Annotated in this window: 12 protein-coding genes and 1 pseudogene; 7 read left to right on the top strand and 6 right to left on the bottom strand. The window is 42.9% G+C overall.

What is annotated here, in order from left to right:
* Window positions 1-37 precede the first annotated feature (37 nt).
* From INT76_RS02010 to INT76_RS02000, 3 genes are read right to left on the bottom strand one after another with little or no spacing between them, the layout of a single operon-like run.
* Window positions 38-607, bottom strand: a complete 570-nt coding sequence (locus INT76_RS02010) for an ECF transporter S component (RefSeq protein ID WP_212571636.1) — start codon at window positions 605-607, stop codon at window positions 38-40.
* Window positions 597-1,142, bottom strand: coding sequence for a phosphopantothenoylcysteine decarboxylase (gene coaC, locus INT76_RS02005; protein ID WP_212571634.1), 546 nt, complete (start codon window positions 1,140-1,142; stop codon window positions 597-599). The genes INT76_RS02010 and coaC overlap by 11 nt, the downstream gene beginning before the upstream one ends.
* A gap of 1 nt (window position 1,143) precedes the next feature.
* Window positions 1,144-1,833 (bottom strand): phosphopantothenate--cysteine ligase, encoded by a 690-nt coding sequence (locus INT76_RS02000; RefSeq protein WP_212572990.1) that lies wholly within the window; start codon window positions 1,831-1,833, stop codon window positions 1,144-1,146.
* A 196-nt stretch (window positions 1,834-2,029) separates the two neighbouring features.
* On the opposite strand from INT76_RS02000, the gene INT76_RS01995 reads away from it, so the two are divergent.
* Window positions 2,030-3,700 (top strand): formate--tetrahydrofolate ligase, encoded by a 1,671-nt coding sequence (locus INT76_RS01995; protein WP_212571632.1) that lies wholly within the window; start codon window positions 2,030-2,032, stop codon window positions 3,698-3,700.
* Between the two features lie 24 nt (window positions 3,701-3,724).
* Here INT76_RS01995 and INT76_RS01990 read toward each other — a convergent pair whose 3' ends face one another.
* From INT76_RS01990 to INT76_RS01980, 3 genes are all read right to left on the bottom strand, one after another.
* A complete protein-coding gene (locus INT76_RS01990; RefSeq protein WP_212571630.1) occupies window positions 3,725-4,543 on the bottom strand; it encodes a PrsW family glutamic-type intramembrane protease in 819 nt (272 codons plus the stop codon).
* A gap of 234 nt (window positions 4,544-4,777) precedes the next feature.
* Window positions 4,778-5,611 (bottom strand): PrsW family glutamic-type intramembrane protease, encoded by an 834-nt coding sequence (locus tag INT76_RS01985; RefSeq protein WP_212571627.1) that lies wholly within the window; start codon window positions 5,609-5,611, stop codon window positions 4,778-4,780.
* Between the two features lie 26 nt (window positions 5,612-5,637).
* The gene (locus tag INT76_RS01980; protein WP_212571625.1) at window positions 5,638-6,339 is read right to left on the bottom strand and encodes a CPBP family glutamic-type intramembrane protease; all 702 of its coding nucleotides are present in this window, start codon (window positions 6,337-6,339) and stop codon (window positions 5,638-5,640) included.
* 220 nt (window positions 6,340-6,559) lie between these two features.
* Here INT76_RS01980 and INT76_RS01975 point away from each other — a divergent pair, with 220 nt between their 5' ends.
* The 6 genes and pseudogenes from INT76_RS01975 to INT76_RS01950 all read left to right on the top strand — a co-directional run bounded on the left by INT76_RS01975 (window position 6,560) and on the right by INT76_RS01950 (window position 11,789).
* Window positions 6,560-7,210 (top strand): response regulator transcription factor, encoded by a 651-nt coding sequence (locus INT76_RS01975; RefSeq protein WP_212571624.1) that lies wholly within the window; start codon window positions 6,560-6,562, stop codon window positions 7,208-7,210.
* A 1-nt stretch (window position 7,211) separates the two neighbouring features.
* A pseudogene (locus tag INT76_RS11230) lies at window positions 7,212-8,566 on the top strand (HAMP domain-containing sensor histidine kinase).
* Between the two features lie 124 nt (window positions 8,567-8,690).
* Window positions 8,691-10,007 carry an FAD-containing oxidoreductase gene (locus tag INT76_RS01965; RefSeq protein WP_212572989.1) on the top strand — a complete coding sequence of 439 codons (1,317 nt, stop codon included), beginning with the start codon at window positions 8,691-8,693 and terminating at the stop codon, window positions 10,005-10,007.
* 14 nt (window positions 10,008-10,021) lie between these two features.
* Window positions 10,022-10,633, top strand: coding sequence for a DUF5052 family protein (locus tag INT76_RS01960; protein ID WP_212571622.1), 612 nt, complete (start codon window positions 10,022-10,024; stop codon window positions 10,631-10,633).
* Window positions 10,634-11,143: a GNAT family N-acetyltransferase gene (locus INT76_RS01955; protein WP_212571620.1), complete on the top strand. Its 510-nt coding sequence runs from the start codon at window positions 10,634-10,636 to the stop codon at window positions 11,141-11,143.
* Entirely contained in the window at window positions 11,136-11,789 is a 654-nt protein-coding gene (locus tag INT76_RS01950) for a DNA alkylation repair protein (RefSeq protein ID WP_212571618.1), read from the top strand. Before INT76_RS01955 ends, INT76_RS01950 begins: the two co-directional genes overlap by 8 nt.
* Window positions 11,790-11,794 lie beyond the last annotated feature (5 nt).

The raw sequence follows: 11,794 nt of genomic DNA, 5'->3' as shown, positions 1-11,794 counted from the left end.
AAAAGAAAAATCATGCTTTCACATGATTTTCTGATATTTATTTTTTTACTTTCTGTAAAGTTGGAACAAGGGCTGCAGTTAAAACAGCAGATATTATCATTTCTGCGATAGAATTGGTTCCCAAAACGGTTGCCAGCATAGCCTGAATGTTTCCTTCAAAGACAGAAGAGAAGAGGAAGAAGATACCGCCTAGAACAAAAACAGTATTGGTCATTGAACCGATCGCTCCAGCAAGAAGTAAGCCGGTGCGATTTTTCATCCATTTGTATACAAAATACGGGGTGATTCCGATAAGGATACGCGGCACCACTGCGATGATGACGGAGTAAATATTACCATTCTCAACAAAGGGAGAGAAAAGGTAGCTGGTCGGCAACAGGATGATGGTGTTGTGGGTGATACTCATAATACCCATCAAAGCGCCCAAGCTAGCTCCAACACGGGGACCGTAGATAATGGAAGCGATGATAACAGGAATGTGGACGATAGTTGGTTTAATAGGTACCGGCAAGATATTAAAGATGATGGAACTCAGAACATTGAGGACAATCATGACGGCAAAGAAGATGGCAATTGTAGCAATTTGGTTGGATTTTTTAGACTTCATGAAGGGTTTTACTCACTTTCTCTAAGATGGCATCAATTTCAGCAAGGGCACCAGTTCCAAAGTCACCGCAGGCGAGAAGTGCCTCGCGTGGCTTGATTTCCTGATAATCGTAACGAGCTAGTTTTTCGAGATTATTCTGGGTAGCTGGATTGAGATACATGTTGGTATTCATGGCTGGCGCAATCAATTTTGGAACACCGATTGGCAGGGCCAAAGCAACTGCAGAAACAATGTCGTCCGCCAAACCGTTTGCTAATTTTGCTAAGGTATTGGCAGAAGCAGGCGCGACCAAGAAGAGGTCAGTTGTCTTGGCGATGTCAATATGCTTGATGGAAGTAGGATCTTCTTCCACCATGATATCGAGGTGGACTATATTTTTCGACAGAGCCTGAAAGGTCAGCGGTGCAATAAACTCAGTAGCTGAACGGGTCATGAGCACAGTAACATTGTGGCCCAACTTGGTCAGCTGGCTGGTCAAGTCCGCAGCCTTATAGGCAGAGATAGATCCTGTTACAGCGAGCGTAATGTTTGCCATGTCATTCTCCTTTTTCTGCAATTTTTTCTAAGATAAGCTGGGCGATTTCTTGCTTGGTAGAGGCAGGGTATTCCTCTTTTAAATCAAGCAGATAGGCCTTATGCTGGTCTGCGGTGATTTCTGTTAGGTCATTGGCGAGAATATAATCTGCCTGATTTCGTCGGATACTGTCGCGGGCAACAGCAAACAGCTCTTCCTTTGGCACACCGACCAAGAGTTTGAATCCGATGAGTTGAATGTTCGGATTCCACTCTTTTACTTGGGAAATGACCTTTGGTGTCTTTTTCAGGAAGAGAACTTGGAAATCATCTTTGGACGAAATTTTGTTTTCCGAATTGGTTTTTTGCAGCAAATCCTCAATCGCCTCAGCCTGTTTGACTTCCTCTAGTCCAGTCATATAAACAGGGGTATAGTCAGAAACCGCCATGCTATGGATGAGAACCTGGTGGTTTTTTACCAAGGGTTCTAGACTTGCTTGAAGACTGGCAACGTTGCTGATTTCTACTAGGTTTAAACGAGCGTGGCTAGCAGGTTTGACAGCATTCTTGGTTGTAACCAAAGTGACTTCATAGCCCTTGGCTAGACAGGCTTCTGCAATGATTTTTCCTAGGTGTCCAGATGCGTGATTGGTAATGGAGCGAACCTGATCGATGGCTTCACTGGTTCCGCCGGATGTAATCAATATTTTCATGTTCATATTGTACTAGATTTTCCATTTTTCGTAAAGTTTTCAAAATGAAATTTCTATTGAAGCTTGCGAAATGGAATATAAGTTCATCTTATAAAATCAAAAAATCCGTACGTTAAATCAGAAGTAGAATAAAATAATATGATTTTGAGTCCTAGATTTGGTATAATAGTTTTATCTTAAAATATGAGGAGCTTTCATGAAAACAGATATTGAAATTGCACAGAGTATCGCCCTAAAGCCAATCACTGAAGTTGTAGAAAAAGTGGGAATCAGCTTTGACGACATAGAGCTTTATGGGAAATATAAAGCCAAGCTTTCTTTTGAAAAAATCAATGCTGTCAAACATCAAGATCCAGGAAAACTAATCTTGGTAACAGCCATCAATCCAACTCCTGCTGGTGAAGGAAAATCCACTATCACAATCGGTCTGGCAGATGCCCTCAGCAAGATTGGCAAAAAGACCATGATTGCCTTGCGTGAGCCTTCTCTTGGTCCTGTTATGGGAATCAAAGGGGGAGCTGCTGGTGGAGGCTATGCACAGGTTCTCCCAATGGAAGACATCAACCTGCATTTCACTGGCGATATGCATGCCATCACAACGGCCAATAATGCCCTGTCAGCTCTGATTGACAACCACATCCACCAAGGCAATACTATCGGTATTGATCAGCGTCGCATCATTTGGAAACGGGTGGTTGACCTTAACGATCGTGCCCTTCGTAAGGTAACAGTTGGCTTAGGCGGGCCCTTGAATGGAGTTCCTCGTGAAGATGGATTTGATATTACCGTTGCTTCTGAAATCATGGCCATCCTTTGCCTTGCCACAGATATTTCTGACTTGAAAGAGCGCTTGGCAAATATTGTTATTGGGTACCGTTTCGACCGCAGTCCTGTTTATGTGCGTGATTTGGCGGTTGAAGGGGCCTTGACTCTGATTCTCAAAGATGCGATTAAGCCAAACCTAGTCCAGACCATCTACGGAACTCCCGCATTTGTTCATGGTGGACCATTTGCCAATATCGCCCACGGTTGTAACTCTGTTCTTGCGACGTCAACAGCCCTGCGCTTGGCAGATTATACTGTGACAGAAGCTGGTTTCGGTGCAGATCTTGGGGCAGAGAAATTCTTGGATATAAAGGTTCCAAATCTGCCTAAGGCACCAGACGCAGTTGTGATTGTTGCGACCCTTCGTGCCCTCAAGATGCACGGCGGCGTTGCCAAGTCTGACCTTGCTATCGAAAATGTAGAGGCGGTCAAAGCTGGTTTTGCCAATCTCAAACGTCACGTGGAAAACGTCCAGCAGTACGGTATTCCAGCAGTGGTTGCCATCAATGAGTTTGTTTCAGATACTGCTGATGAAATTGCTGCCCTCAAGGAACTTTGCCAAGAAATAGGTGTACCTGTTGAACTAGCTAGCGTTTGGGCAAACGGTGCAGCTGGTGGTGTTGACTTGGCTGAAACACTTGTTGCAACGATTGAGCAACAGCCGTCTACCTACAAGCGCCTCTATTCTGAGGAAGACAGTCTTGAGGAGAAGGTGACTAAGATTGTTACCAACATTTACGGCGGTCAAGGTGTTGTCTTTGAGAAAAAAGCCCGTACACAATTGGCTGAATTTGCAAAAAATGGTTGGGACAAATTGCCAGTCTGCATGGCTAAAACTCAGTACAGTTTCTCAGATGATCCATTCGCTCTTGGTGCACCAACTGGTTTTGACATTACTGTCCGTGAATTTGTACCAAAACTTGGTGCTGGCTTCATTGTCGCCCTCACTGGTGAGGTTATGACCATGCCTGGTCTGCCAAAAGCCCCAGCAGCCCTCAACATGGATGTGGATGCTGATGGAAATGCTGTTGGTCTGTTTTAAGAATAACACAGAAAAAATCCGCTCCTAGGCGGATTTTTCTATATTGTTTTCAATCCTATCTACGGATTTGAATGCTGCAAGTGCCAAGCAGAGGTTGAAACAAAGCATGAGAATGGTTACTTCGGCCGTGTCGGAAGTGAGGCCAGCATTGAAAGGAGTATTTAAGAGAAAATGGGCAAGGACTGCCATTGAGAGCCAGAAGAGCCCCTGCGTTTTTGTCATGCCCCTGTTTTTGGAAATGAGGGCAACCATACCGACGGCAAAGACAAGGGAGAAGGTCCAGTGAGTACCACCAGCGTGGACAATTCGTTCAATAAGGGTTGCAAAACCATCTGTTTTAGCAGTGAATATTTGCTGGAAAGTGTAGACACAATCTTCAACCACTTGAAAACTCAGGCCAACAATCAGACCACTGACCAAGGCATTCTTCAGATTGAGCTGTTTGAACAAGAGGAGTACCAGAAGAACAACCAGACCTTTTCCAACTTCTTCATGGATGGGGGCGGTGACAGCGGCTCCCCAGGCATCAATGAAGGATTGAGGTGGCTTGACCACCAACAACCAAAAAGCTCCTAAAAGCGTTTGTCCAATACCAGAGAAGTAGTAACTAGCTGTTATTCCTAAAACCCAGCTAAGATGAACAACCTTTTTTGAAATATCAAAGCGTTTTGCTAGATAACGGATAAGAAAAATCATGGGGATGACATAGAGGGCAACCAATGAAATGGTCAGAAAGAAAAGAGGGTATTTTGCTTCGAGCCCATTTGGCTTACCAAAAAAGGTCAGTAAGATCTTGCAACCAGAAAAAAATCCCCATACAGCTAGAAAAATAATCAACTTCATCTTGTGCTTCTCAAAGAATTGGGTTTCATAAAAACGTTCCTTTAAAAATTTAGTGGAAACTTAATTTTTTATTTTCTGTTTTTAGTCTATCAAATATATCTACCTATTCTCTCAAGTCTATTTATTTTTTCTCTGTTTTTGTGGCTGGAGATGTTAACGTTTGAGGTTTTTTGCCAAAACACTTTTTTACCTACAAAAAACTCCGCTCTTTTGAGCGGAGAAAGGAGGATGTTCCTATGCTAGTGAGTTGCTTTCTTTTGAAAGAGTCAGGCTGTCTACGGATTTGAAGGCGATTAGGAAGCAGGTGAAGTTCAATACCATGAGAGCAAGTGTAACAGAGCCTACATTAAAAGGTGAGTTGTACAGGAAGTGAAGGAAGATGCTTGCGAACAAGAAGAGGAAGCTCCGAATCTTGCTCAGACCGCTGTTCTTGATGAATAAAGTAGCGGCACCTACCCCGAACAAAGCTGTGAAAGTCCAGTGACTAGCTCCAGCCTGGCTAATCCGTTCCAAAATAGTCACAAAACCATCCACGTTTTGTTTGAACATATCGTTGAAGACATAGATGCAATCTTCGATAACCTGAAAACTCAGTCCGACAATCATTCCGCTAACCAAGGCATTTTTCAGACTCCATTTGCTTAGGATAGCCAGAACCAACAGCACGACAATCCCTTTTGCGATTTCTTCAGCAAAAGGCGCAGAAACAGCTGCTCCCCAATCATTGAGAAATTGTTCATCAGCTTTGATGATATGAAGCCAGAAGTAACCAACGATTTCATGCCCTATTTCTGAAAAGGCAAAATTAGCTGTCAAGCCTAGCAACCAACTCAGGTTGATAAGTGACTGAGAAATGGAGTACCGCTTTGCCAAGTAACGAATGAAGACAAGCATTGGCAGCATATAGATTGTTACTAGAGAAATAGTTAGTAAGAAAAGAGGGTATTTGGCTTCATTGCCTTCAGGAGAGCCAAAGGTTTCAAAGAGATTCTGGCAGCCGACAAAGAAACCAACAGTTGCTAGTAGGATGAAGAAGTAAGACTTGTATTTAGTAAATAATTTTTTCATTGTTTTCCTTTTCTAAGTTGTTCTGATTAGTATAAGATGTAAGAGAGAATAGTTAGTCCGATGACATCAGCTATGGCATGGGCTAGAAAGAAGGGAAGAAGGTTTTGAGGTTTGAGGTGTTTATAAATCAAGTAAAAGACGGTTCCCAAAACCAATCCGATTCCCAGGGCTGCTCCAATCCCTTGATAGGTATGAAAACTGATGCGAACCAAGAGTGAATAAAGAAATGCCCACTTGGTGTATTCAGGCTTGACGGCAAGACAGATACCTAAGAAAAAGACCTCTTCGTAAAATCCGTTTAAAAGTGAGTAGAGGAGCAAGGACAAATCGATATTTGGCAGCAACTGAAACATGGATGGTACTGGAAATAGGGTCAACTGATAAGTCAGATAGTAGTAGATGTCCATGGCTAGAGCTGCGATTAAAAAGAATCCTATGGTTTGCAGAGGCAGCCAGGGAGTCAGTTTAATCTTCTGTTTTATAACCGAAAAATCAAAGTTCCTAAATACCAGATAGAAGATGGCAAAAGATAGCCAAACCAGCTGCATGGCAAGTGCTTGGTAGTTTGCAAAGGTGGAAAAAGTAAGATTCTCTTCGATTGTTCTTGTTTGATGTTGAAGGGCCAAGTACTGCATTGTGGAATTGAAGATACCTTCACCAAACATGATAACTGTTAGGATGAGTATGTCGAACCATTTTAGGTGTGTAACTTGTTGTCGCGAAGTCATACGAATATCCTTTCTTATTTTATGCCTTTAGTTTACCAAATTCTACTATTTCTCCTCTAATATCATTCTGTTTTTTATCTGTTTTTTGAGGAGGCGGAGCTAGGAATGCCTGTACGAAAGCTTTTAGAGGCTATTGTGCAGCCTGAGTCAAGTCTTGCAGTTAGAAGGAAAGGAGCATATAATAGTAATAGAATCTTATGCAAAGAAAGAGGAAGTTTTTATGGCACGCATATTAGTAATGGAAGATGATCAGGTAATCAATCAGGTGGTCTGTGAATTTTTAAAAGAGCATGGTCACACGCCTCTTCCGATCTTTGATGGCAAGCTTGCTCTGGCAACGGCTCAAGAAGAAGAGTTTGACTTGCTTATCCTTGATATTATGGTTCCGTCCATGACTGGCATTGAAGTCCTAAAAGAAATTCGCAAGACCTCTCAGGTACCTGTTCTAATGCTGACTGCTATGGATGATGAATACACGCAGCTATTGAGTTTTAACCATCTGATTAGCGACTATGTTGTCAAACCATTTTCGCCTCTTATCCTGATGAAACGTATCGAGAATATTCTCAGAAATAAGATGGATTTAGATGTTATCCAAATCGGCGATATTCAGATTCAGCCGACCAGTGGAGCGGTGCATCTGAGCGAAGAAGAAGTCCAGTTGACCAAGAAGGAATATGAAGTCTTGTTGTTTTTATCAGAGCGCAGGGGCAAAATTGTCAGTCGTGATGCACTAATGATGGGAATCTGGGGCTATACTGAGCTGGATAGCCGAGTTCTTGACAACCACATCAAGAACTTGCGCAAGAAATTACCAACCTTACCGTTGAAGACAGTTATCGGTCGAGGTTATCAGATTGAGGAGGATTAACATGGGCTTAGCTAGGAAGAATTTCCTGATTGTAACCACGATGATTGCATTGTGCTCCATGCTCTTGTTGGCCTTATTATATTTTGTGATGCCCATTTACTATAGTCAGGTAAAGAAGCAGGAACTCAAGCAGGATTTTCAGAGGGTTGTCAAACAACTCGATAAAAAGCCAGAGGCGGAAATTCTTGATAAAATTGATGATTATGATAGGGCAAATCCAATATTTTGCTCACTCTGCTTAGTGACGGTGAGAACGTTGTCTATCCTCGTCCAGATGATACCGAAGCCCTTCAGGCTGAGCGTGACTACTTGGAAAAAGGTGATTTTGATGAGATTGGCTCATGGACGGTACCGATTGAATCTGCGGAAGGAAATAAATTCTATCTACTAGCGGATTACGGTTTTCATTCGCTATCGGATGTCAGTCAAACACTTTTGACCTTCTATCCCTTTATCCTTGTTCTTATCATCATTTTGGCTATTTCAGCCGCCTTTGTATACAGTCGTCTGTCAACAAGGCGGATTCGGACTATATCTGAAACTGCCTGACAGATGCAGTCTTTGGAGAAAGGCCTAGCCTGCGAGATTGTTGGAACAGATGAAGTAGCTACCCTGGCAGAAGATGTTAATAGCCTCTATGATAAATTGTTGACCAGCATCGAGGAATTAAAGAGCGAAAATGAGCGGACAGTAGCACGTGAGCGGGAAAAATCGGACTTTTTGCGCATGACATCGCATGAATTAAAGACCCCTATTGCCAGTATGCTGGGCTTGGTAGAGGGAATGATTTACAATGTAGGAGATTTCAAAGATCACGATACCTATCTGAAGAAGTGCCGCTCCATCCTTCAGGAACAATCTCATCTGGTTCAGTCCATCTTGGAGGCAACCAATTTGGACATGGCACTTGAAGACAGCAAGGAAAACTTTTTCTTGGATCGTTTACTAGAGGAATCTTTGACCAGCTACCAAAGTTTAGCCCAGGTCAAAGGCTTTGATTTTCAGGTTCAGTTGGGACCGACCCAGTTGGTTGGCAATCAGGTCTACTTGCTCAAAGCGATTAAGAATATTTTGGACAATGCCTTTCGTTATAGCCGACCAGGTGCAACTATACGCATGGTCTGTCAGGAAGACAGTCTACTCGTAGACAATCAGGTAGAACGCTTATTGGAGCCGGAGGAATTAAAACGCATTTTCCAACCGCTTTATCGGCCAGATTATAGCCGCAATCGAAAAGATGGCGGAACAGGTATCGGACTGTTTCTTGTTCAGCAGATTTTAGACAAGCATCAATTTTCCTATGCCTTTTACCCACTAGACAAGGATACCATGCGCTTTATCATTCATTTTTATTGATTGTCAGCATGATTTACCTTTGGCAGAAGCCAAAGGTTTTTTGTCTTCGTAGCAAAAATCTGTCAAAGAAAACCATTCGTGATAAAATGAAGGAGAAAGATAAATAATTTTTTAAGAGGTAATGATGAAACAATATGATGTATTAGTTATTGGATTTGGGAAGGCAGGAAAAACTCTTGCAGGGAAACTAGCAGCTACTGGAAAATCCGTCGCACTGGTGGAGGAAAATCCTGCTATGTTTGGCGGAACATGTATCAATATCGGCTGTATTCCAACCAAAAGTCTTTTGGTCGCGGCAGAGAAGAACTGGTCTTTTGAACAAGCTATGGCACAAAAAGATACTGTGGTAACTCGCTTGCGCAATAAAAATGAAGCCGTCTTGGCTGGTGCAGGTGCCGTTTTATATCAAGGGCACGCCCGCTTTGTGGAGGATAAAGTTATAGCAGTTTCTGCAGGTTTGGAAGAAATTTTGCTGACAGCTGAAACCATTGTCATCAACACAGGTGCCAAGTCGCGTGTTCTGCCAATTCCTGGTTTAGCCCAGACCAAGGGTGTTTATGATAGTACAGGTATCCAGACTTTGACAGAAAGACCGAATCGTCTGGCTGTGATTGGTGCTGGCCCGATTGGACTGGAGTTTGCAAGTTTTTACAACAAGATGGGGAGCCAAGTAACAATCTTTGAGGCCGGCTCTGCCATTTTGCCAAGCGAGGAAGAAACTGTTGCGCAACTGGCTCAATCCTATATGGAAGAAACAGGCATTTCCTTTGTGCTAGATGCTACTATTGAGGCTGTTCGCCAACATGACCAAGCAGTAGCCCTCGAGCTTGCTGGACAAGAGCAGATTTTTGATGCGGTTTTATATGCTACTGGCCGAGTTCCCAACACAGATCAGCTTGGTCTGGAAAAAACGGCTATTGAGGTGCTAGATAATGGTGCAATCAAGGTAGATGACTATTGTCAAACAACTGTGGCTGGTGTGTATGCGGTGGGAGATGTCAATGGCGGTCCACAGTTTACTTACACCTCCTTGGATGATTTTCGGATTGTATTTGGTCACTTGACAGGAAATGGTACTTACAGTCTGAAGAAACGTAAGTCTATACCAAGAACCATCTTTATAGAGCCGGCTCTTTCTCGTGTGGGTCTAACGGAAAAAGAAGCACAAGCAGGAGGTTATGACTACATTGCGAATGAGCTTCCAGTGGCCAATATGCCTCGTGCCCACGTCAACAATGATTTGAAAGGTCTGTTTAAGGTCATTGTAGACAAGGAAAGCAAGGAAATTCTCGGAGCCACCTTGTTTGGTCACAATTCAGAAGAGTTGATTAACTTGATTAAGATGGCTATAGATAACCACATTCCTTATACATATTTTGCAACACAGATTTTCACACATCCAACTATGGCAGAAAATTTAAACGATGTTTTCAACTTTTAAGGAGGGAAAACGAGATGAAAAAGAAAATGGCTATGGGTGCTCTATTGATTTTTAGTCTGGTATCCCTGACAGCTTGCCAGTCTATTCAAAATTGGTGGAAAAATACCAAGGAAGAATGGATTGGACTGGAAATGACTGTGCGTACCTTTGACGAAAATTCGCAGTTGATTGATGAAATGTCTGGTAAATCCTTGTCCATCTCTCGCAACGAAGACTTTGATTCCGTGGACAGCGAAGGGAACTCACAGGCTGATTCGACAGTCTTAAAGGTGACGATTGGGAATTATGAAGTGGATCATGTCGGTTCTTCACTTATTGCCTCGGAAAAAGGACTAGAAGATCTCTATGCCAAGTACCAAACAACGGTTGATATTGCCAACTATGATCACTCTGTTCCGCTGGTTAATCGCATGGTATCCAGTTTGAAAAACGATTTTACTGGTAAGGCCAAGGTGATTCTTATTCGATCCCAAAACGGAACGCCTCTTGCGACCTATGTAGGAGATAAGGTTTCACTTTACGCTTCAGATGCGCCAAAGACATCAGAGCTTTTGATTGACGGCAAGCGTTTGGTGATTTATCGCTGCGACTATACCATTTATGATCGCGCTTTGTTGGAGGAGTAAATGCTAGTCATTCGTTCGGCACAGCCATCAGATGCCAGAGAACTCGTTGCCATCTATGCCCCTTATGTGGAAGAAACGGCTATTAGCTTTGAAATCCAGGTTCCGACAGTTCCTGAGTTTGAGGGAAGAATTGAAAGGACCCTGGAAAAGTTTCCCTATCTTGTTGCAGTAGAAGGAAACGAAATTCTGGGCTACGCCTATGCGTCAACTTACTATGCCCGAGCAGCTTATGATTGGACGGTCGAATTGTTTGTCTATCTTCGGCAGGATGCGCGTGGTAAGGGGATTGGACAACAATTGTATGCAAGGTTGGAAGAGAAATTGCTGGCACGTGGTTTTAAGAATTTCTTAGCCTGTATCGCCCTCCCCAATCCTGCCAGTATTGCTTTTCATGAGAAAATGGGTTACGAACAGGTTGCTTATTTCAGGAAGGTTGGTTACAAGTTTGGGAGCTGGCATGATATTGTTTGGATGCAAAAATCTCTTATTGAGGAGGAGAAGGATGGATAGTCATTTATTGGAAAACAGTTTAAGGGAAATTGCCAATCCAGAACAGGCTATTCTGATGGCAGCCTATATGAAGAACCAGTTCCCCTTTCTAGGGATTAAAACTCCAGAAAGAAGAAAACGATGCCGGGCATTCTTTAAAGAATACAGGCATGAGGGGATTGATTGGGAATTTGTAGATACTATGTGGGATTTACCCGAACGTGAATTTCAGTACGCAGCGATTGACTATCTGACCAGTAAGAAAAAAGACTTGACCTATAATCACCTACCGAAATTGAAGCAGTTGATTCAGACCAAGTCTTGGTGGGATAGTGTGGACAATCTGGACACTTTGGTTGGTGAAATTGTGTCTAAGAATCCCCAAGCCAAGGCTACCATGTTAGCTTGGAGTCAGGACGAGGATTTCTGGCTGAGGCGAATCGCCATTGACCATCAACTTTTGCGTAAGGGGGATACGGACACGGAACTTCTTGAACAAATTCTTGTCAACAACCTCAATCAGACAGAATTTTTTATCAATAAGGCCATCGGTTGGAGCTTGAGAGATTATTCCAAGACCAATCCCGATTGGGTAAGGGATTTTCTAATGAAGTACCAGGAGCAGCTAGCTCCTCTCAGTATCCGTGAAGCCAGTAAATATCTTTAGGAGTC

It is taken from the genome of Streptococcus oriscaviae, assembly GCF_018137985.1.
GTDB lineage: Bacteria > Bacillota > Bacilli > Lactobacillales > Streptococcaceae > Streptococcus > Streptococcus oriscaviae.
Note: the sequence above shows the minus strand (reverse complement) of the source record. Positions and strands in the feature narration are given on the sequence as shown.

Bases quoted from the DNA above. Each gene is read 5' to 3' on its own strand.
- INT76_RS02010 (WP_212571636.1), bottom strand. From the start codon at position 607: ATGAAGTCTAAAAAATCCAACCAAATTGCTACAATTGCCATCTTCTTT.
- coaC (WP_212571634.1), bottom strand. From the start codon at position 1,142: ATGGCAAACATTACGCTCGCTGTAACAGGATCTATCTCTGCCTATAAG.
- INT76_RS02000 (WP_212572990.1), bottom strand. From the start codon at position 1,833: ATGAAAATATTGATTACATCCGGCGGAACCAGTGAAGCCATCGATCAG.
- INT76_RS01995 (WP_212571632.1), top strand. From the start codon at position 2,030: ATGAAAACAGATATTGAAATTGCACAGAGTATCGCCCTAAAGCCAATC.
- INT76_RS01990 (WP_212571630.1), bottom strand. From the start codon at position 4,543: ATGAAGTTGATTATTTTTCTAGCTGTATGGGGATTTTTTTCTGGTTGC.
- INT76_RS01985 (WP_212571627.1), bottom strand. From the start codon at position 5,611: ATGAAAAAATTATTTACTAAATACAAGTCTTACTTCTTCATCCTACTA.
- INT76_RS01980 (WP_212571625.1), bottom strand. From the start codon at position 6,339: ATGACTTCGCGACAACAAGTTACACACCTAAAATGGTTCGACATACTC.
- INT76_RS01975 (WP_212571624.1), top strand. From the start codon at position 6,560: ATGGCACGCATATTAGTAATGGAAGATGATCAGGTAATCAATCAGGTG.
- INT76_RS01965 (WP_212572989.1), top strand. From the start codon at position 8,691: ATGAAACAATATGATGTATTAGTTATTGGATTTGGGAAGGCAGGAAAA.
- INT76_RS01960 (WP_212571622.1), top strand. From the start codon at position 10,022: ATGAAAAAGAAAATGGCTATGGGTGCTCTATTGATTTTTAGTCTGGTA.
- INT76_RS01955 (WP_212571620.1), top strand. From the start codon at position 10,634: ATGCTAGTCATTCGTTCGGCACAGCCATCAGATGCCAGAGAACTCGTT.
- INT76_RS01950 (WP_212571618.1), top strand. From the start codon at position 11,136: ATGGATAGTCATTTATTGGAAAACAGTTTAAGGGAAATTGCCAATCCA.